The following is a 19,997-nucleotide window of genomic DNA, read 5'->3' as shown; positions in this document are numbered from 1 at the left end:
CGAAAGGGTAAGATTGCCGCGATTATCTCATTTGACTGCTACCCGCCGTGTCCCAGCCTTCTCCGCCAGCCGAGCGCGCCAGCGCCCCGATCGACCTGCGCCGTGTGCGCACCCTGTTTTCTCGTCCGGCCGCAGTGGCTGAATCCGGTTTCCTGCGGCGGGAAGTGGCCGGCCGCATGTTCGAGCGGCTGGAACTGATCAAGCTGGCGCCGGCGCTGGTGGTCGACGCCGGCTGCGGTGAAGGCGCGGACCTGCCGGTCCTGCGCCAGCGCTTCGGCGACGCCCGCCTGCTGGGTGTCGATGCCTCGGACGCAATGCTGCTGGCGGCCCATGCCAGCCAGCATGCGGCCCAGTCATCGGTCAACCGGCTGCTGCAGCGCTGGCTGCCCAGGAGAGCGGCGACCAGCGGCATTGCCGCCGAGCTGGCCTGCGCCGACTTTGCCCAGCTGCCGCTGGCAGGGCAGAGCGCCGACCTGATCTGGTCCAACCTGGCGCTGCACTGGCATCCCCAGCCGCACCGGGTCTTCGCCGAGTGGCACAGGGTGCTGCGCATCGATGGCCTGCTGATGTTTTCCTGCTTCGGGCCGGATACTTTCCGCGAACTGCGCACGGCCTGGCAACAGGCGGACGCAACGCCGCATGCGTTGCCCTTTGTCGACATGCACGACTTCGGCGATATGCTGGTCGATGCCGGCTTCGCCACGCCCGTGATGGACATGGAAACCATCACGGTGACCTATGCCGACCCGCTCAAGCTGCTGGAAGATGTGAAGGCCTGGGGCGGCAACCCGCTCGCCACCCGTCGCCGCGCACTGCTGGGCCGCGACGCCTACCGGCGCATGCTGGATGCGCTGGAATCCGGCCGGCGCGCCGACGGCACGCTGCCGCTGACCTTCGAAGTCGTCTATGGGCATGCATTCCGCCCGGCGCCCCGAAAAACCGCCAGCGGCGAGTCCATCATTCATTTCGACCGGCCGAAACGGTAGGCGGAAATGCATGGCGGTATTTGTTTCGCAGCAACGAAAAAGCGTTTTGCACAACGCAGAATGCGCACGATTAAGCCAAATTTCGTGGCCGCTCATCGCCCGTTATTTCGCTTGATGCTATTGTGTATTCCACCTTATACTTCGCTGGTTTTGCATAGTGCGGGTTGGGTGCGACTAAAGAGCAGGTAGCCAGCAATGAGCAGCCGGGAATGGGTCCTGAAACGCAATTGTTCGATCACGCCGCGACAGTTGATGAGGGTCTACGCAGTCCTGTGCCTGGTTTCGCTGACGGTCGCCGGGATATTTACACTGCACGGCGCCTGGTACATCCTCGGTTTTGCGGTTCTCGAACTGGCGGCGGTAGGTCTGGCTTTCTTGCATTACGGTCGCCATGCAACGGATCGCGAACGTATCGCATTGAGTCAAGACACCCTCCTGATAGAACTGATTCAGGCCGAGCAGGCCAGCCAGCACCGGCTGAGCCTGCAAACGGTCAGGGTCAGCCCGCCAGACCGGCACCGTGGCCTGATCGCCGTGGAAATGCCTGGAACCAGGGTGGAAATCGGACGCTACCTGACCAGTTTGCATCGGCGCGAGTTTGCGCGGGAACTGGCGCTTGCGATACGGGAGACAAGGCTGGCGGGCCTGGCAGTACAGAATTCTAATTAAAGGGCATTTGAGGAAATCATGAAACAAGCGAAGCGCCTTCAATCATTGATGCTCGGTGCATTGTTCATGGCGGCTGGTATGCCGTCGTGGGCCGTGAACGACAGCCAGGGCGGACCGGCGGTACGGCAGATGACGTTCCAGCCAGCCACCACCCAGATCGCCGCGGAAATCAATACGCTGCACAACTGGATGCTCGGCATCTGCCTGGCCATCTTCATCGCAGTGTTCGGCGTGATGCTGTATTCCATCATGAAGCACCGCAAGTCGCTTGGCCACAAGTCGGCCAGTTTCCATGAGAGCACCGCTGTCGAGATCGGCTGGACCGTCGTGCCGTTCGTCATCATCATCCTGATGGCGCTGCCGGCAACCCGCACCGTGGTCGCCATGAAGGACACATCCAACGCCGACGTGACCATCAAGGCCACCGGCATGCAGTGGAAATGGGGCTATGACTACCTCAAGGGCGAGGGCGAGGGCATTTCCTTCCTGTCCAATCTGGCCACGCCGCGCGAAGACACCGTCAAGCCCGCCTCCATCACCAATGACAACTACCTGATCGAAGTCGACAACCCCGTCGTCGTGCCGGTCAACAAGAAGGTGCGCATCGTCACCACCGCCAATGACGTGATCCATGCCTGGGGCATCCCCTCGTTCGGCGTCAAGCAGGACGCGATCCCCGGCTTCGTGCGCGACACCTGGTTCCGCGCCGAAAAGGTCGGCGTCTACCGCGGCCAGTGCTACGAACTGTGCGGCAAGGACCATGCCTTCATGCCCATCGTGGTCAATGTCGTGAGCGACGCCGACTACACCAAGTGGGTGGAGACCAAGAAAAAGGAAATGGCCGCGCTGGCGGATGATCCGAGCAAGACCTGGACCGTGGACGAAATGAAGACCCGTGGCGAAAAGATCTACGCCGCCAACTGCGTGGCCTGTCATCAGGCCAACGGCAAGGGCGTGCCGGGCGCCTTCCCTGCACTGGACGGCTCGCAGGTCGTGAACGGTCCCAAGGGTCCGCAGATCGAGATCCTGCTCAACGGCAAGAACGCGATGCCGGCATGGAAATCGGTGCTGTCCGATACCGATATCGCCGCCGTGATCACCTATACCCGTAACAGCTGGTCCAACAAGCCGTCGGAAAACATCGTACAACCGGCCGAAGTCGTGGCTGCGCGCAAGTAATCGAAATCTAGGAGTCTGAGATGAGCACAACCGTTGTTGATCACGTACACGATCACTCACACGACCACGCGCACGATCATCCGCATGGCTGGCGCCGCTGGTTGTTCGCAACCAACCACAAGGACATCGGCACGCTGTACCTGTGGTTCTCGTTCATCATGCTGCTGTCCGGCGGCGTGCTGGCGCTGGGCATCCGCACCGAGCTGTTCCAGCCCGGCCTGCAATTCTTCGAGCCGCAGTTCTTCAACCAGCTGACCACGATGCACGGCCTGATCATGGTGTTCGGCGCGATCATGCCGGCCTTCGTGGGCTTTGCGAACTGGATGGTGCCGTTGCAGATCGGCGCTTCCGACATGGCCTTCGCCCGGATGAACAACTTCTCGTTCTGGCTGCTGCCTCCTGCCGCGATCCTGCTGGCAACGTCCTTCCTGATGCCAGGCGGCGCCACCGCCGCCGGCTGGACGCTGTACGCGCCGCTGTCGACCCAGATGGGCGTCGGCATGGACATGGGCATCTTCGCAATGCACATCATGGGCGCGTCGTCCATCATGGGCTCGATCAATATCATCGTCACCATCCTGAACATGCGCGCGCCCGGCATGACCCTGATGAAGATGCCGATGTTCTGCTGGACCTGGCTGATCACCGCCTACCTGCTGATCGCCGTGATGCCGGTTCTGGCGGGCGCCATCACCATGACCCTGACCGACCGTCACTTCGGCACTTCCTTCTTCAACGCCGCCGGCGGCGGTGACCCGGTGATGTACCAGCACATCTTCTGGTTCTTCGGCCATCCCGAGGTGTACATCATGATTCTGCCGGCCTTCGGCATCATCTCGCACATCATCCCGGCATTTGCCCGCAAGACCCTGTTCGGCTATGCATCGATGGTGTATGCAACCGCATCGATCGCGATCCTGTCCTTCATCGTCTGGGCGCACCACATGTTTACCACCGGCATGCCGGTGACGGCGCAGCTGTTCTTCATGTATGCCACGATGCTGATCGCGGTCCCGACCGGCGTGAAGATCTTCAACTGGGTTGCCACCATGTGGCGCGGTTCGATGACCTTCGAAACGCCTATGCTGTTTGCCATCGGCTTCATCTTTGTGTTCACCATGGGCGGCTTCACCGGCCTGATCCTGGCCGTTACCCCAATCGACATCATGGTGCATGACACGTACTACGTGGTTGCCCACTTCCACTACGTGCTGGTGGCGGGCTCGCTGTTCGCGCTGTTTGCCGGCTTCTATTACTGGGGTCCGAAGTGGACCGGCTACATGTACAACGAAACCCGCGGCAAGATTCATTTCTGGGTGTCACTGGTAACGTTCAACGTGACCTTCTTCCCGATGCACTTCCTGGGACTGGCCGGCATGCCGCGTCGCTATGCCGATTACCCGGCCCAGTTCACCGACTTCAACATGATCGCGTCGATCGGCGCCTTCGGATTCGGCCTGGCCCAGGTGTATTTCCTGCTGTTCGTGGTGCTGCCGTCCATCCGTGGCGGCGAGAAGGCGCCCGCCAAGCCCTGGGATGGCGCGGAAGGCCTGGAGTGGACCGTGCCCAGCCCGGCGCCGTTCCACACCTTTGAAACCCCACCGCTGGTCAAGTAAGGAACAGGGCGGGCGCAAGCCCGCCTTTCTCAGCTCATGCCAAATCCCAACAAGCCGAACAACCTCAGGACGGCACTGATCCTGGTCCTGGTCGCGCTGGGATTCTTTATCGCCGTATTCGTCAAGCGCGCCTGGTTCGTCTCATGACTCAGCCTCCCCACGACAGTGATACCAAGAAGCTCAATGCCAGCACGCTGAGCAAGCTGGTGGTGGCGGCCGTCATGATGTTCGGGTTCGGGTATGCGCTGATCCCGGTGTACAGGCAGATCTGCGAGCTGACAGGCGTCAACCTGCTCACGCAGAAGGACACCACCGTCGAGCGGCCGGCCAATACCCAGGTCGACAAGACCCGTACCGTCACCATCGAGTTCGATGCCAATGCGCAAGGCCCATGGCGCTTCCGGCCTACCGTGTCGAGCATGCAGGTGCATCCCGGCGAAATGGCGCAGGTCGTGTATGAAGTCGTCAATACCCAGTCGCGCAGCATCGATGCGCAGGCAATTCCCAGTTATGCGCCGCAGCAGGCCAGCGCGCATTTCAAGAAGGTCGAATGCTTCTGTTTCCAGCAGCAGACGCTGAAGGCCAATGAGGCAAAGCAGATGCCGGTGCTGTTCTATATCGATCCGGCGCTGCCCAGGGATGTAAAAACGATTACCTTGTCCTACACTTTCTTCGAGATCGGCGGCAGCGCCAAAACCGCCGGCTGACGAGACAGTGCTGACATGAATGAAGAAAAACAAGTAACGCGACGCAAGGCATCGTTTGCCGCCACAATGAAAGCCGTTTTCTGGTCTTTCTTCGGGGTGCGCAAGAAGCGGGACTATGAACAGGATGCGGCAGAGCTCAATCCGGTGCACGTGATCATTGCCGGGCTGATCGGGGCGGCACTGTTCATTGCCATACTGATCATCATCGTCAGAATGGTCGTGGCGTAAGCGTTGAATAACGATCTAAGCAGAATTGAATTTGCATATTGGAGGGGGATATGAGTACTCATCAACACGGCGGTAGCGCACCATATTACTTTGTGCCAGGACCATCCCGATGGCCAATGCTGGCAGGCATGTCGCTTCTCGTCACCATGATCGGCGCATCCGGCTGGGTCAACGGCGCGAGCTGGGCGCCCTATGTCAACATCGCGGGCATCGTGGCCTTCCTGGCCGTGCTGTATGGCTGGTTCGGCGACGCCATCGCCGAGTCCGAAGGCGGTCTCTACAGCAAGCGCATCGACGTCTCGTACCGCTGGAGCATGAGCTGGTTCATCTTCTCCGAAGTGATGTTCTTCGGCGCCTTCTTCGGCGCACTGTTCTATGCGCGCACCATCTCCATGCCCTGGCTGGCCGATCTCGACCACAAGGTGCTGTGGCCCGACTTCTCCGCGCAGTGGGGCAATGCCGGCCCGGGCGGCACGGTCGAGAGCTTCCGCACCATGGGTCCGTTCCCGATTCCGACCATCAACACCGCGCTGCTGCTGACTTCCGGCGTGACCCTGACCATTGCCCACCATGCGCTGCGCGCAGGCCACCGCAGCAAGACCGCTTTCTGGCTGGCTGCCACGATCCTGCTTGGCGCCGTCTTCATGGGCTTCCAGGTCTATGAGTACATGCATGCCTACAGCGAACTGAACCTGAAGCTGACCTCGGGCATCTATGGCTCGACCTTCTTCATGCTGACCGGCTTCCACGGTTTCCATGTGACCATGGGCGCCATCATGCTGGCCGTCGTGCTCTACCGGGTGATGAAGGGGCACTTCACACCTGAACACCACTTCGCATTCGAAGGCGCCGCCTGGTACTGGCACTTCGTCGACGTGGTATGGCTGGGCCTGTATGTCGTGGTGTACTGGCTCTGAAAACCGTCCTGTCAAAAAAAGCCGCACCTCGGTGCGGCTTTTTTACTGAGGGCTGCGGTCATGGCAAATACCAGGCCGCGCTTTCCCCAAAGGTGCTAGCGCAGGCCGATGCCGGTGGGCTGGATATAGCCCAGGTAATGCGCAACCAGCAGCAGCACAAACAGCGTGATTGAGAAACCGACCCTGAACGCCAGGGCGCGCACTGTACGATTGGTCGAGCCCTTGTCCCGCATCAGAAAGAACAGAGCGGAGCCCAGGCTGCCGATGATGAGGATGAAGCCGATGGCAACGATGATTTTCATGACGGCGTTGGAAGTGTGGCACATGGAGCGCATGCGCCTGGTAGGGAAAGTCAGACAGGACTCATTGTAATGCCATTCAGTTTTCGCTTCCGGCTGCTGCCTTTCATCGCGACGCTCATCGTCGTCGCCATTGGCTTGTCACTGGGACAGTGGCAGGTTCGCCGCGCCCATGAAAAGGAAGCGATCGAGCGCAGGATCAGCGAACGCGCCGCTGCGCCGCCGGTGCGGCTGGATGACAAGGCATTGCAGCAGGTCAACGTGGATGCGCTCGAATTCCGCCAGGTCGTGCTGAAAGGCGAGTTTCAGGCAGGCTGGACGATCTACCTCGACAACCGTCCCCATGAAGGCAAGGCCGGCTTTTATGTGGTGACGCCATTGAAAATTGCCGGGTCCGGCCGCCATATCATGGTTGCGCGCGGCTGGCTGGAACGCAATCTCGCCGACCGCAGCCATCTTCCCGACATTGCCACGCCGGCCGGCACCGTTGAACTGACCGGCATCGTGCGCCAGCATGCCGGGCGCCTTTTGCAGCTGGGCGAGGCGGCTGCCATCCGGCCCGGCGCCATCGTGCAGAACCTCGATGTCGCCGACATGGCCAAGGCCAGCGGCCTGGCGTTCGCGCCATTCATCGTCGAGCAGACCAGCGATGCCGGCGACAGCCTGGTGCGGGCCTGGCCCAGGCCGTCCCAGGGCGTGGACAAGCACTGGGGGTATGCGTTCCAGTGGTTCGCGCTGGCCGGCACCGCCCTTATTTTTTTCGTTGTCACAGGATTCAAACGTGGAAGCCAATAAATCGAAAGCCACCGGCCGCTGGAAGCTGTTTCTGGTGGTACTGATCTGCGCCTCGCCCATGATCGCGTCTTACCTCACCTATTTCGTGATCAAGCCGCAGAGCCGCACCAACTATGGCGAGCTGGTCGATCCGCGCAAGCATCCCATGCCTACCCTCGGCTCGGCTTCGCTGGACGGCAAGCCGACGGAACTCGATGCCTACAAGGGCAAGTGGATCATGCTGCAGGCCGATAGCGGCGATTGCCCCGACAGCTGCCGCACCAAGCTATTCCAGCAGCGCCAGCTGCGCCTGACTACCGGCAAGGAAATGGATCGCATCGAGCGCGTGTGGCTGGTCACGGACGACAAGCCGGTCGATACCATGCTGCTGCGTGAATACGACGGCACGCGGGTGCTGCGCGCGGATCCGACAAAATTGAAGCAATGGCTACCGGTGGAAGAGGGCGCCGGCATCGCCGACCATGTCTACATGATCGACCCGCTGGGTAACCTGATGATGCGCTTTCCGAAAAATCCCGATCCGAACAAGATGAAGAAGGATATCTCCAAGCTGCTGCGCGCTTCCAGCATAGGGTAGCCACATGCTGATCCAACTCGCCATCCTCGGCCTGCTGGCCGCCATGCTGCCGCTGGCGGTGGTCTGGGCTTCAAAGGACGCCAACAAGTTCCGCAAGCTTGCCTGGGTCACGCTGTTCCTGACCTTCGATCTGATCATGTTCGGCGCCTTTACCCGCCTGACCGATTCCGGCCTGGGCTGCCCGGACTGGCCCGGCTGCTACGGTCATGCCAACCCGGTGCAGGCCCATTCCAGCATCAGCGCGGCCGAAGCCGCCATGCCGCACGGCCCGGTCACGGTGGTCAAGGCCTGGATCGAGATGATCCACCGCTATCTGGCTATGGGCGTGGGCGTCCTGATCGTGGCGATGATGGTGGTGGCCTGGTTGCGCTGGGTGAAATCGCGGCGCACGGACGCCACTTATTCGCCGCTGTTGCCAACGCTGCTGTTCGGTTTCGTTTGCCTGCAAGGCGCTTTCGGCGCATGGACGGTCACCATGAAGCTGCAGCCCATCATCGTGACCGGGCACCTGCTGCTGGGCATGACCCTGCTGGGCCTGCTGACCTGGCTGGCGGCGCGGCAAAGCACGCATGCACCGGTGGCGGCAGCGCCTGGCCTGCGGACCGCGGCCGTCGTTGGACTGGCGATACTTACCGTGCAGATCGGCCTTGGCGGCTGGGTCAGCACCAATTACGCGGCGCTGGCCTGCACCGATTTTCCGCTGTGCCACGGCGCGCTGCTGCCACGCATGGACTTCGAACACGGCTTCACGCTGTGGCGTGAACTCGGCATGACTGCCGGCGGCGACTACCTGCCGTTCGACGCCCTCACCGCGATCCACTGGACCCACCGCAGCTTTGCCTTCATCGTCGTCGCCTATCTCGGCTGGCTGGGCCACAAGGCAATGCGCATCGACGGCCTGCAGCGCGCCGGACGCTGGCTGCTCCTTGGCGTGCTGGCGCAATTCTGCATCGGCATGGCCACGGTTTTCCTGAAATGGCCGCTGGCAATCGCGGTGTTGCACAATGGCGGCGCAGCGGCGCTCGTCGTTTTGACGGTCATGTTAAACTACAAGGCTACTCTTTCCGCCGGAAGCAGGCCTGTCAGAAACGTCAGCAGCGCCTATCCTGCCTGATTGTCAACAAGCTGCCCGATTTCCGTTCCACGGACGAATTCCAAGGATGACTACGCTGACCGCAACTCCCAATCGCGTCGCCCAGTATTGGGCGCTGACCAAGCCGCGTGTGACGCAACTGGCTGTGTTCTGCGCAGTCATCGGCATGTTTCTGGCAACCCCTGGCTTGCCCGACTGGCGCGTGGTCGTCGCGGCCACAGTCGGCATCTGGCTGCTGGCCGGCGCCGCATTTGCCGTCAACTGCCTGGTCGAGCGCGAAATCGATTCCCGCATGGCGCGCACCGCGCGCCGGCCCATGGCGCGCGGCGAAATCACGGTGCCGCAAACCCTGCTGTTTTCCGGGATCATCGGCGGCGCCGGCATGTGGGTGCTCTACACCCTGGTCAATCCGCTGACCATGTGGCTGACTTTTGCCACCTTCGTCGGCTACGCAGTGATCTATACCATCATCCTGAAACCAGCCACGCCGCAGAACATCGTGATCGGCGGCCTATCGGGCGCGATGCCGCCGGCGCTGGGCTGGGCCGCCATCGCCAATGACGTGCCGATGCAGGCCTGGATCCTGGTGCTGATCATCTTCATCTGGACGCCGCCGCATTTCTGGGCGCTGGCCCTGTACCGGCGCGACGATTATGCGAAATCCGGCTTGCCGATGCTGCCGGTGACGCACGGCATGAAGCTGACCCAGTTCCATATCTGGCTCTACACCATCGCGCTGGTCGCCACCACCATGCTGCCTTATGCGGTGCGCATGAGCGGGCTGCTCTATCTGGCCAGCGCCGCCGTGCTGGGCGCGATCTTCCTGTGGCATGCGTGGCGCATCTATCGCCACTACAGCGACATCGTCGCCCGCAAGACCTTTGCCTATTCCATCATCTACCTGTCGCTGCTGTTTGCCGCGCTGCTGGCTGACCATTACCTGCCGTTCTGAGATGCGACTGATACTTCCTGCACTGCTTCTGCTGTCGGCGCTGGCCGGCTGTTCCGACAAGCCCGGCGCCGAGGGCGGCCAGATGAGCCTGACGCCAGCCAGCAAGACCTTCAAAAACAGCGACGTGACCGGTCTCGGCTACGCCCGCGACTTCGCCCTCCCGGACCAGGACGGCAAGCCGCGCACCCTGGCCGATTTCAAGGGCCGTGCGGTCGTCGTCTTCTTCGGCTATACCCATTGCCCCGATGTGTGCCCGACCACGCTTTCCGAAATGGCGGCGGCCATGAAGGAACTGGGCCCGGATGCGGATCGTGTCCAGGTGATATTCATCACGCTCGATCCCGAGCGCGACAAGCCCGAACTGCTGAAGTCCTACGTGTCATCCTTCGATCCACGCTTCATCGCCTTGACGGGGGATCAGGAAGCCACCGCCAAGGTGGCCAAGGAGTTCAAGGTGTTCTACCAGAAGGTGCCCGGGAAGTCGGCCGACAGCTACACCATGGACCATACTGCGGCCAGCTATGTGTTCGATCCGCAGGGCAGGGTCAGACTGTTCGTCCGGCACGGGCAGGGGACTGAGCCCATCGTGCATGACCTGCAGGCGCTGCTCGCGGGCAAGTAAGCCGACAAGAAAAAACGCCATGGCCTCGCGGCACATGGCGTTTTTTTATGCAGCTGTTTCCAGCCAGGCCTGACGTCAGACGTAGCTGGCCAGGCTGCCCTTCATTTTCTTCAGCGCGACCGCTTCGATCTGCCTGATGCGCTCGGCCGACACGCCGAACTCATCCGCCAGCTCATGCAGGGTTGCGCCTGAACCGTCGTCATTGGCCAGCCAGCGCGCCTCGACGATGCGGCGCGAGCGCGGATCGAGCTTTTCCAGCGCACTGGCCAGGCCCTCGGATTGCAGCCGGTCGAACGCCTGCGCTTCCAGCACCTTGCTGGGCTCCGAGTTGTCGGAAGACAGGTAGGCGATCGGCGAGAACTTGTCGTCCTCGTCGTCCGTCGGCGCTTCCAGCGCGATGTCGCGGCCGGACAGCCGGGTTTCCATCTCGATCACTTCCTCGCGCTTCACATTCAGCGTCTTGGCCAGCGCGTCGACCTGCGCCGGCGTCATCGAGTCCAGGCCTTCCTTGTGGCTGCGCAGATTGAAGAACAGCTTGCGCTGCGCCTTGGTGGTTGCCACCTTGACCAGCCGCCAGTTCTTCAGGATGTACTCATGCATTTCCGCCTTGATCCAGTGCATTGCATAAGACACCAGGCGAACGCCCTGGTCCGGATCGAAACGCTTGACTGCCTTCATCAGACCGATATTGCCTTCCTGGATCAGGTCGGCGTGCGGCAGGCCGTAACCCAGATAGCCGCGCGCGATCGATACCACCAGCCGCAGATGCGACAGCACCAGGCCCTGGGCAGCGGCGAGGTCGTTGGTGTCGCGCCAGCGACGCGCCAGGGAAACTTCCTCCTCCTGCGTCAACATGGGCAGGCGGTTTACCGCGGAAATATACGCGTCGATATTGCCCAGATTGCCAGAGAAACCGAGGGCCAGTGCATTTTGGCCTGCAGCTACTATCGCATCCGACGAGGTCGATGCTTTCATGCTTTCTCCTTGCTAACTAGACGTAAATTTGTCTTGACTAAACGAAATCTTTTGCAGGTTCTATATTAGCACTCCCGCATCCGGACTGCTAATCGGCTATCCCAACCAGCGGCATAGGAAAAACCCTATCGACGTTCCGCGAAAGATACACAACCTTGCTGAAATTTTAGAACCCAGACCAGACTAAAAGTTTGCCCGCCCGGCCGCTGTATGGGGGGACATGACGAATCGATCAACGCACTTGGTTGACCGACATAGCAAATGTTTACACTGGATGAACGGGATAGACGTTGGTAACTGATAAGAAAGAAAACTGCTGAAGAAGTTGCCCTACTATGACCCGCGCGCTCTGCAATTGTTCCCGGCAATCTTCAGCTTGCGCGCCCGAGATGACGCCGGACCGACAACATGGCGCCGCACAGGCCCAGGAATGAACTGAGCAGCAGCAAGGCCGTGGTCAGCAGCCAGCCCAGCGGCAGCAACTGGAATTCGGACGCATAGAGACGGGCAAATTCCGCAATGGCGGCATTCAGCGGACGCATGCCCAGGGCAACCACGCCCAGCGCAAGCGCGCCGGCAGCCAGCCCGAGCAGGGCGCCACTGTAATAGAAGGGCCGGCAGATGAAGCCGTCGGTGGCGCCGACCAGTCGCGACACCTCGATTTCCTCGCGTTGCGTCATGACCTGCAGCCGTATCGTATTGAACACCACCGCCACCACCACTACGCCCAGCGTGGCTGCCAGGAACAGCAGCGCCATTCTCAGCACATTGAGCAACGCCGACAGCCGCTGCACCCAGGCCGAATCCACCTGCACATATTCCACGCCCGGCAATGCCTTGATCTGTACCGCGATGTCGTCCACGCGACGGGCATCCTGCGCATTCTCGAAGCCGGCCAGCTTGAGCACATAACTGTCCGGCAGCGGATTGTTGCCCAGCGTAGTCACTGCGTCGGCAATGGCGCTGCGTTCCTTCAGCGCGCTCAGTGCATTTTCCCGGGGGATGAATTCGATGGTGCCGCCGGTCTGGCTGGCCTGCAGCACCCGCTGGATTTCGGGCGCCAGCGCCGAGGCGCGCGCACGCGGCGTGTCCATCGAGAGGAAAACGCTGATTTCCGGTTCGACCGCCAGCTGGGCCGACACCGGCCGCATGTTTTCCAGCACAGTCAGGCCGGCGAAGGGCAGGGCCAGCGCGATCGCCACCACCAGCACATTGAAGGCGAAGCTGCCAAAGCCGCGTCCCGGACGCGGAATCGCGCCCTTCAGGGCAAACACATGCTGCCGCAACCACACCTTCATGCCACGTCCTCTTCCACCGGATTACGCCGCCAGGCTTCGGTGACCCGGCCCTGGCTCAGATAGATCACGCGGTCGGCGCGATCCAGAAAATATTCGTCGTGGGTCGATATCACGCAGGTCACGCCGGCGCCGTGGAATGCCTTCAGCGTCGACAGCACCAGGTTGGCGCTGTCGCGGTCGAGGTTGGCGGTCGGTTCGTCGGCAATGATGACCTGCGGCCGGTGCACGATGGCGCGCGCGATCGCCACCCGCTGCTGCTCGCCGCCCGACAGGCTCAGCGGCATGCTGGCCGCCTTGGACAGCAGCCCGACCTTGCCCAGCGCGGCGCGGGCGCGCTTGTCCGCATCCTCGCCGGCGATACCGGCGACCACCAGCGGCAGCATCACATTGGCCAGCACATTCCGGTCCATCAGCAAACGCTGCTCCTGCAGGATCAGGCCGAGCTTGCGGCGCAGATACGGCAAGCCGCGCTGCTTGATGCTGCTCACTTCCTGGCCATTGACAAGCACCCGGCCGGCGCTGGGGCGCTCGATAGCGGCAATCATTTTCAGCAGCGTGGACTTGCCGGCGCCGGACGGACCGGCCAGGAACACCAGTTCACCGCTGGCAATGGACAGCGACACCTCCGACAGGGCAGCCGATCCGCCCGGATACCGCTTGGAGACGTCGTGAAATTCGATCATGGCCATGTGTATTCGCTTCCCGGATGCGCGTCAGCTCAGCAGCGCGTCGACAAAGTCTTCGGCATTGAACGGCTGCAAATCCTCGATCTTCTCGCCCACGCCGATGAAGTAGACTGGCACCGGTCGCACCTTGGCGATCGCTGCCAGCACGCCGCCCTTGGCGGTGCCGTCGAGCTTGGTGATGACGAGGCCGGTCAGGCCAAGCGCATCGTCGAACGCCTGCACCTGGGCCAGCGCGTTCTGGCCGGTGTTGCCATCGATGACCAGCAGCACTTCATGCGGGGCCGAGGCCATGCCCTTGCCGATCACGCGCTTGATCTTCTTCAGTTCGTCCATCAGGTGCAGCTGGGTCGGCAGGCGGCCTGCGGTGTCGACCATCACCACATCGGTCTTTCTGGCCTGCGCCGAATGCACCGCGTCGAAGGCCACCGCGGCCGGGTCGCCCGACTGCTGCGAAATGACGGTGACGTTGTTGCGTTCGCCCCAGACCGTGAGCTGCTCGCGCGCCGCCGCGCGGAAGGTGTCGCCGGCGGCCAGCAGCACCGACTGGCCATGTGCCTGCATGTGCTTGGCCAGCTTGCCGATGGTGGTGGTCTTGCCGGCACCGTTGACGCCGGCAATCATCAGCACCAGCGGCTGCTCGCGGCCCAGCACCAGCGGTTTCTGCAGCGGCGTGAGCAGTTCCACCATCAGTGCCCGCAGCGCGGTCTTGACCTGGGATGCGTCGCTCAGCTTCTGTTCCTTGACCCGGCGCTTGAGCCCATTGAGCAGGAACTGGGTCGCCTCCACGCCGGCATCGGCCATCAGCAGCGCCGCTTCCAGCTCCTCGTACAGTTCGTCGTCGATGCGGGCGCCGACGAACAGGGTGGTCAGGTTGGTCGAGGTCTTGGACAGGCCGGCCTTCAGGCGCTTCATCCACGACTGCCGTGTTTCGGCAGGCGTTTCCACCGGCACCACGACTGCCTGCTGCGCAACGGCGGCGGGCTCGGGAATGGCTTGCGGGGCCAGGACTGGCGCAATGGGCGCCACAGGCGCAGCTGGCGCGGCAGGCGCCGGGGCGGGCGCGGTCGCTGGCGGCGCAGTCTCGGTATCGGTGGGCGTGTCTTTGGGTTTGCGCTTGAAGAAACTGAACATCGGATCGGGAGTCGTTGCGGTCAATGGCGCCAGGCAACCGGGATGGCTGCAAGCGGATACAATCAGTGCCTTGTTTTTCGGAACGCCAGAGCCGCATGCGGCGTGGAAAATCGGGTTCCCTATTCTAGCAGAGCGAGACTATGAAATTTCGTATCAAGGCAATCGCCTCGGCCTGCATGCTGGCCATCTGCTCGCTGGCCGCAGCCGAGCCGGCGCAGGAATTCATGCTGGACAATGGCATGAAGATCATCGTCAAGGAGGATCATCGCGCCCCGACCGCGGCCCACATGATCTGGTACCGCATCGGCTCCATGGATGAATTGAACGGCACCACCGGCGTGGCCCATGCGCTGGAGCACATGATGTTCAAGGGCACCAAGAGCCTGAAGCCCGGCGAGTTCAGCGCGCGGGTGGCCGCGCTGGGCGGACGCGAAAATGCCTTTACCAGCAAGGATTACACCGGTTATTACCAGCAGATCGAGAAGTCGCGGCTGGAGGCGGTGATGGCGCTGGAAGCGGACCGCATGGCCAACCTGGTGTTCGACAAGGAAGAATTCTCGCGTGAAATCCGGGTAGTGATGGAAGAGCGGCGCCTGCGCACCGACGACCAGCCCCAGGGCAAGCTCAATGAAGCCCTGAACGCGGCCGCCTTCAAGGCCCATCCCTATCACCATCCCATCGTCGGCTGGATGAATGACCTGCAGAACATGACGGTGGACGATGCCCGCGCCTGGCACGATCGCTGGTATGCGCCCAACAACGCCGTCATGGTCGTCACCGGCGATGTCGATGCGCAGCAGGTCAAGGCGCTGGCGGAAAAGCATTTCGGCAAGATCACGCGCAAGCGCATCCCGGTCACCAAGCCGCAGGAAGAGCCGGTGCAGGAAGGCATCCGGCGGGTTACGGTCAAGGCGCCAGCGGAAAATCCCTACGTGGCGCTGGCATTCAAGGTACCGACCCTGCGCGATGTGGAAAAGGATGACGACGTTCATGCGCTCGACGTGCTGTCGGCGGTGCTGGACGGCTTCGACAATGCGCGCCTGCCGGCGCGCCTGGTGCGTACCGAGCGGGTCGCCAACTCGGTCGGCGCCAGCTATTCGGCCAATGCGCGCGGCCCGGTGCTGTTCGTGCTCGACGGCGTGCCCGCCGCCGGCACCAGCACCGAGCAACTGGAAAAGCTGCTGCGCGCCGAGGTGCAGCGCATTGCCCAGGAAGGCGTGACCGAGGGCGAGTTGCGGCGCGTGAAGAACCAGCTGATCGCCAGCCAGATCTACAAGCGCGACTCCATCTTCGGCCAGGCAATGGAGATCGGCGTGATGGAAATGACCGGCATTTCCCACCGGCAGATCGACCGCATCATCGAGAAGCTGGGCCAGGTCACGGCGCAGCAGGTGCAGGCGGTGGCGGCCAAGTATTTCAACGATGACCAGCTGACCGTGGCTACCCTGGTGCCGCTGCCCCTGGCTGACAAGAAGCCCGCAGCGCCGCCCGCCGGCCTGCGCCATTGAGGACATGACTTCATGCCAAACAAGATCTCTTTCATGCACAAGCTTTTCCTCGCATTGCTGCTGGCCCTGTCCGTTGGCGCCGCGCATGCCGCCCTGAAGATCCAGCACTGGACGCTGGCCAATGGCGCGCAAGTCTACTTCGTCGAAAGCCACACGATTCCGGTCGTGGACATGAGCGTGGAATTCGACGCCGGCTCGCGCCGCGACCCGCAGGCCAAGACCGGCGTGTCGGGCCTGGCCAATGCGATGCTGGCGCGCGGACTGCGCGAGGCGAAGCTCGATGACGGCAGGGTCGAGCCGGCGCTGACGGAGGCGCAGATATCGGAAGCCTTCGCCAACATCGCCGCCCAGCGCGGCGGCGGCGGCGGCAGCGACCGCGCTGGCGCCTCGCTGCGCACCCTGTCTTCCAGGGCCGAACGCGATGAAGCGGTACAACTGCTTGGGCGCCTGCTGGCCCAGCCCAGCTATCCGGCCGACCTGCTGGAGCGTGACAAGGCGCGCGTGGCGGCGTCGATCCGGGAGGGCCTGACCCGGCCGGAAGTGATTGCCCAGCGGACCTTTTCCCGGACCGCCTACGGCGAGCATCCCTACGGCCGCGAGGAAACGGTGGCGTCGATCGAGTCCATCAACCGTGAAGACCTGGTGGCATTCCATGCCGCCCACTATGTCGCCAACCATGCGGTGGTGGCGCTGATAGGCGATGTGTCGCGGGAAGAGGCCGATGCGATTGCGCAGCAACTGACACGCCGCCTGCCGCAGGGCAGCGCCTTGCCGCCACTGCCTGCCACGCCGCCGGCCCAGGCCAAGGAAGAGTGGATTGCGCATCCGGCCTCGCAGTCGCATGTGCTGATCGGCGCGCCTGCGCTGCAGCGCGGCGACCCGGATTTCTTTGCGCTGACCGTGGGCAACTACATACTTGGCGGCGGCGGCTTCGTCTCGCGCCTGACGCACGAAGTGCGCGAGAAGCGCGGCCTGGCCTATAGCGTCTACAGCTATTTCAGTCCGCTGGCTCAGCCCGGCCCGTTCCAGATCGGCCTGCAGACGCAGAAGGCGGAAACCGCGACGGCGCTGAAAGTGGCGCGCGACACGCTGGGCGACTATCTGCGCAACGGACCCACCGCGGCCGAACTGAAGGCGGCCAAGGACAACCTGATCGGCGGCTTTGCGTTGCGCATCGATAGCAACCGCAAGATCCTGGACAACCTGGCCGTCATCGGCTTCTATGGCTTGCCGCTGGACTATCTCGACACCTGGACTGCCAACGTGGAAAAGGTCACCATCGCCGACATCCGTGCCGCGTTCGGCCGCAAGATCGCGGATGACCGCCTGGTCACTGTCGTGGTCGGCATGCAGAAGCCATGAAGCATCATCGTACCGGCGCATCGCGCCAGGCATCCGCCGCGCCACGCCATGCGCCGCGCCAGGTGCGCATCCTCGGCGGCCAGTGGAAGCGCACGCCGCTGCCGGTGATGGATGCCGAGGGCTTGCGGCCCACGCCCGACCGCGTGCGCGAAACCCTGTTCAACTGGCTCGATCATCTGCTGGACCGCGACTGGCACGACCTGCAGTGCCTGGACCTGTTTGCCGGCAGCGGCGGGCTCGGCCTGGAAGCGGCCAGCCGCGGCGCGGCGCGGGTGCTGATGGTGGAGTCGCAGCCGGCGGCGGTGCGCCAGCTGCAGGCCGTTTGCGACAAGCTCAAGGCTGACAAGGTGGAAGCGCGGCGCGGCGACGCGCTGGCCACCGCTGCCGCGCTAGCGCGGTCCGATGCCCGGTTTGGCCTGATTTTCCTGGATCCCCCCTACCATCAGGATTGGCTGCAGCGTATGCTCCCGCTATGCGAACGCCTGCTCACGCCAGGCGGGCTGGTCTATGTCGAAGCCGAGATGGCGCTCGACACCGTGCCGCCGCCCGAATGGCTGCAGGGATGGCAACTGCTGCGGTCGGATCGCGCAGGCATGGTCCATTACCATCTTTTCACTCTTCAACCTGCTGCTTAATCAGGCATAATGCGCGTTCAATTTAGGGAGCCATCATGGTCACAGCCATTTATCCGGGAACGTTCGATCCGCTGACACGTGGACATGAAGATCTGGTGCGCCGCGCGTCGGGTCTGTTTGACACGCTGGTGGTCGGGGTTGCCGACAGCAAGGCCAAGCGGCCGTTCTTTTCGCTGGAAGAGCGACTGACCATCGCCAACGAGGTGCTCGGTCACTATCCGAATGTGAAGGTGGAAAGCTTTTCCGGCCTGCTCAAGGACTTCGTGCGCACCCATGATGCCCGCGTGATCGTGCGCGGGCTGCGGGCAGTGTCTGACTTCGAATATGAATTCCAGATGGCGGGCATGAACCGTTACCTGCTGCCGGATGTGGAAACCCTGTTCCTGACGCCGTCCGACCAGTACCAGTTCATCTCGGGCACCATCGTGCGCGAGATCGCGGTGCTGGGCGGCGACGTGTCCAAGTTCGTTTTCCCGTCAGTGGAAAAATGGCTGAAGCAGAAAATTGCCGAACAGGCTGCCTGAGCCAGGCATGAGGAGTTGCCAGTCATGGCCTTGCTGATTACCGACGAATGCATCAACTGCGACGTTTGCGAGCCGGAATGCCCGAACGAGGCGATCTATCTCGGCGAGGAAATCTACGAGATCGATCCCCATAAATGCACCGAGTGCGTCGGGCATTTCAGCGAGCCGCAGTGCCAGCAGGTCTGCCCGGTCAGCTGCATTCCATTCAATCCTGCCTGGCGCGAGACTCCCGAAGAACTGCAGGCCAAGTACGAGCGGCTGCAGGCGGAGAAGAACGAGAAGGCCGGAAAGTAGGGCTGCTGGCCGTTGCCGCCTGTCCCGGCGTTGCTGGCGACGGCAGGCAACGCGAACCTGGCCTCAGAACGCCAGTTCCAGTTCCAATTCCTGTCCCACCCGCAGCACTTCTCCTTCGCCGCGGGTGACGATGCAGTTCATCCCGAATGCAATGCCATCGATGCCGCCGACGCCGGTCCGGTAGGTGCGCAGGATGTCGAGCGGGTCCGGGCCAGGCTCGCCGGTCTGCTGGTCGATCGAGGGAATCGGGCAGCGCGGGCAGGGCTTGACCGGCCGGATCTCGCTCTGTCCAATCAGCAGCCGGGCCGCATGGTCTTCCTCATGGGCCGGCGCGTCGGCGATCACGATATTGGGGCGGAACCTGTCCATGGTCAGCGCGGCGCGGCCTTGCGCGAGGAGGCGGTCGTTAAGCTCGTCCAGCGAAGCCTTGCCGATCAGCAGCAGCGGATAACCATCGGCAAACAGGGTGCCGATCTCCATGCCGCCAGTGCGCGCCGGATTGACCGGATGATGGGCGTCCGGGTGAAAGCGCACCAGGTGGCACGATACGCCCAGCAGCCGGGAGAACCAGGTGCGGGTGAGGTCGTCGCAGTCATAGGCCTTCAGGACGTGCTGCCATAGCTTCACTTCGCGCGTTGGCGCGTGCTCCGGGTCGGGAAGGTCCAGCGGAATTTCCAGACGCAGCATGCCGGGCGCGCGCAGTTCCATGGTGTCGCTGCGAAGGCGCGGCTCGACCAGCGCCATCTTCGGGTATTCGCGTTGGGTAAGGAAATTGCCGGCATCGTCCACCAGCATCCATTCCCTGTCGTAAATATGCTCGTGCATCAGGCCGGCGCCAGTGAGGGTGGCGCTCGAAAGGCTAATGCCTGCGCAGGACTTGATCGGATAGAAAACCAGCTGGCTGATCAGGGGCATGCTTGCGGTTCCGTAAGAGGCGCGAAGGC

At 62.6% G+C, this 19,997-nt stretch carries 24 protein-coding genes; 18 read left to right on the top strand and 6 right to left on the bottom strand.

All coding sequences use genetic code 11. The annotated features are described in order from the left end of the window. The first annotated feature begins 47 nt into the window (after positions 1-47). The 8 genes from ABC383_RS11780 (at position 48) to ABC383_RS11745 (ending at position 6,302) form a co-directional block, all read left to right on the top strand. Positions 48-986, top strand: a complete 939-nt coding sequence (locus ABC383_RS11780) for a methyltransferase domain-containing protein (protein WP_413014139.1) — start codon at positions 48-50, stop codon at positions 984-986. A gap of 195 nt (positions 987-1,181) precedes the next feature. Then, positions 1,182-1,655, top strand: coding sequence for a DUF2244 domain-containing protein (locus ABC383_RS11775; RefSeq protein WP_413014137.1), 474 nt, complete (start codon positions 1,182-1,184; stop codon positions 1,653-1,655). An 18-nt stretch (positions 1,656-1,673) separates the two neighbouring features. Then, positions 1,674-2,834, top strand: coding sequence for a cytochrome c oxidase subunit II (gene coxB / locus ABC383_RS11770; RefSeq protein WP_413014135.1), 1,161 nt, complete (start codon positions 1,674-1,676; stop codon positions 2,832-2,834). Between the two features lie 20 nt (positions 2,835-2,854). Then, positions 2,855-4,450: a cytochrome c oxidase subunit I gene (gene ctaD / locus ABC383_RS11765; protein ID WP_194711415.1), complete on the top strand. Its 1,596-nt coding sequence runs from the start codon at positions 2,855-2,857 to the stop codon at positions 4,448-4,450. A gap of 36 nt (positions 4,451-4,486) precedes the next feature. Further along, on the top strand, positions 4,487-4,597 hold the full coding sequence (locus tag ABC383_RS11760; RefSeq protein WP_228526785.1) for a cytochrome oxidase small assembly protein: 111 nt from the start codon (positions 4,487-4,489) through the stop codon (positions 4,595-4,597). Beyond that, positions 4,594-5,157 (top strand): cytochrome c oxidase assembly protein, encoded by a 564-nt coding sequence (locus ABC383_RS11755; RefSeq protein WP_413014133.1) that lies wholly within the window; start codon positions 4,594-4,596, stop codon positions 5,155-5,157. Before ABC383_RS11760 ends, ABC383_RS11755 begins: the two co-directional genes overlap by 4 nt. A 15-nt stretch (positions 5,158-5,172) precedes the next feature. Beyond that, the gene (locus ABC383_RS11750; RefSeq protein WP_413014131.1) at positions 5,173-5,385 is read left to right on the top strand and encodes a DUF2970 domain-containing protein; all 213 of its coding nucleotides are present in this window, start codon (positions 5,173-5,175) and stop codon (positions 5,383-5,385) included. 50 nt (positions 5,386-5,435) lie between these two features. Next, positions 5,436-6,302 (top strand): cytochrome c oxidase subunit 3, encoded by an 867-nt coding sequence (locus tag ABC383_RS11745; RefSeq protein WP_413014129.1) that lies wholly within the window; start codon positions 5,436-5,438, stop codon positions 6,300-6,302. 95 nt (positions 6,303-6,397) lie between these two features. Here the strand turns inward: ABC383_RS11745 and ABC383_RS11740 are convergent, their stop codons facing one another. Further along, positions 6,398-6,604, bottom strand: a complete 207-nt coding sequence (locus tag ABC383_RS11740; RefSeq protein ID WP_194711419.1) for a twin transmembrane helix small protein — start codon at positions 6,602-6,604, stop codon at positions 6,398-6,400. 69 nt (positions 6,605-6,673) lie between these two features. Between ABC383_RS11740 and ABC383_RS11735 the strand changes: the two genes are divergently transcribed. The 5 genes from ABC383_RS11735 to ABC383_RS11715 are packed head-to-tail and all read left to right on the top strand — an operon-like array spanning position 6,674 to position 10,640. Then, positions 6,674-7,396, top strand: coding sequence for an SURF1 family protein (locus ABC383_RS11735; RefSeq protein WP_413014127.1), 723 nt, complete (start codon positions 6,674-6,676; stop codon positions 7,394-7,396). Continuing rightward, a complete protein-coding gene (locus tag ABC383_RS11730; RefSeq protein WP_413014125.1) occupies positions 7,383-7,973 on the top strand; it encodes an SCO family protein in 591 nt (196 codons plus the stop codon). The genes ABC383_RS11735 and ABC383_RS11730 overlap by 14 nt, the downstream gene beginning before the upstream one ends. 4 nt (positions 7,974-7,977) lie before the next feature. Beyond that, entirely contained in the window at positions 7,978-9,087 is a 1,110-nt protein-coding gene (locus tag ABC383_RS11725; RefSeq protein WP_413014123.1) for a COX15/CtaA family protein, read from the top strand. Between the two features lie 46 nt (positions 9,088-9,133). Further along, the gene (gene cyoE, locus ABC383_RS11720; protein ID WP_413014122.1) at positions 9,134-10,018 is read left to right on the top strand and encodes a heme o synthase; all 885 of its coding nucleotides are present in this window, start codon (positions 9,134-9,136) and stop codon (positions 10,016-10,018) included. A gap of 1 nt (position 10,019) precedes the next feature. Continuing rightward, positions 10,020-10,640 carry an SCO family protein gene (locus ABC383_RS11715; RefSeq protein ID WP_413014120.1) on the top strand — a complete coding sequence of 207 codons (621 nt, stop codon included), beginning with the start codon at positions 10,020-10,022 and terminating at the stop codon, positions 10,638-10,640. A gap of 75 nt (positions 10,641-10,715) precedes the next feature. Here the strand turns inward: ABC383_RS11715 and rpoH are convergent, their stop codons facing one another. From rpoH to ftsY, 4 genes are all read right to left on the bottom strand, one after another. Then, on the bottom strand, positions 10,716-11,615 hold the full coding sequence (rpoH, locus tag ABC383_RS11710; RefSeq protein ID WP_413014118.1) for an RNA polymerase sigma factor RpoH: 900 nt from the start codon (positions 11,613-11,615) through the stop codon (positions 10,716-10,718). 371 nt (positions 11,616-11,986) lie between these two features. Next, a complete protein-coding gene (locus tag ABC383_RS11705; RefSeq protein ID WP_413014116.1) occupies positions 11,987-12,913 on the bottom strand; it encodes a cell division protein FtsX in 927 nt (308 codons plus the stop codon). After that, positions 12,910-13,596, bottom strand: a complete 687-nt coding sequence (locus ABC383_RS11700; protein WP_413016321.1) for a cell division ATP-binding protein FtsE — start codon at positions 13,594-13,596, stop codon at positions 12,910-12,912. Before ABC383_RS11700 ends, ABC383_RS11705 begins: the two co-directional genes overlap by 4 nt. Positions 13,597-13,626: 30 nt before the next feature. Further along, a complete protein-coding gene (ftsY, locus tag ABC383_RS11695) occupies positions 13,627-14,730 on the bottom strand; it encodes a signal recognition particle-docking protein FtsY (RefSeq protein WP_413016319.1) in 1,104 nt (367 codons plus the stop codon). Between the two features lie 140 nt (positions 14,731-14,870). Between ftsY and ABC383_RS11690 the strand changes: the two genes are divergently transcribed. From ABC383_RS11690 to ABC383_RS11670, 5 genes are read left to right on the top strand one after another with little or no spacing between them, the layout of a single operon-like run. Next, positions 14,871-16,238: a M16 family metallopeptidase gene (locus ABC383_RS11690; RefSeq protein ID WP_413014114.1), complete on the top strand. Its 1,368-nt coding sequence runs from the start codon at positions 14,871-14,873 to the stop codon at positions 16,236-16,238. Between the two features lie 12 nt (positions 16,239-16,250). Beyond that, positions 16,251-17,600 carry a M16 family metallopeptidase gene (locus tag ABC383_RS11685; RefSeq protein WP_413014112.1) on the top strand — a complete coding sequence of 450 codons (1,350 nt, stop codon included), beginning with the start codon at positions 16,251-16,253 and terminating at the stop codon, positions 17,598-17,600. Further along, on the top strand, positions 17,597-18,235 hold the full coding sequence (gene rsmD, locus ABC383_RS11680; RefSeq protein ID WP_413014110.1) for a 16S rRNA (guanine(966)-N(2))-methyltransferase RsmD: 639 nt from the start codon (positions 17,597-17,599) through the stop codon (positions 18,233-18,235). Before ABC383_RS11685 ends, rsmD begins: the two co-directional genes overlap by 4 nt. A 35-nt stretch (positions 18,236-18,270) precedes the next feature. After that, a complete protein-coding gene (gene coaD / locus ABC383_RS11675) occupies positions 18,271-18,759 on the top strand; it encodes a pantetheine-phosphate adenylyltransferase (RefSeq protein ID WP_194711429.1) in 489 nt (162 codons plus the stop codon). 24 nt (positions 18,760-18,783) lie between these two features. Further along, the gene (locus tag ABC383_RS11670; RefSeq protein WP_413014108.1) at positions 18,784-19,053 is read left to right on the top strand and encodes a YfhL family 4Fe-4S dicluster ferredoxin; all 270 of its coding nucleotides are present in this window, start codon (positions 18,784-18,786) and stop codon (positions 19,051-19,053) included. Between the two features lie 63 nt (positions 19,054-19,116). On the opposite strand, the gene ABC383_RS11665 is transcribed toward ABC383_RS11670, so the two are convergent. Continuing rightward, the gene (locus ABC383_RS11665; RefSeq protein WP_413014107.1) at positions 19,117-19,968 is read right to left on the bottom strand and encodes an MOSC domain-containing protein; all 852 of its coding nucleotides are present in this window, start codon (positions 19,966-19,968) and stop codon (positions 19,117-19,119) included. Between the last annotated feature and the right edge of the window lie 29 nt (positions 19,969-19,997).

It is taken from the genome of Noviherbaspirillum phoenicis, from assembly GCF_047237965.1.
Lineage (GTDB): Bacteria > Pseudomonadota > Gammaproteobacteria > Burkholderiales > Burkholderiaceae_D > Noviherbaspirillum_A.
Note: the sequence above shows the minus strand (reverse complement) of the source record. Positions and strands in the feature narration are given on the sequence as shown.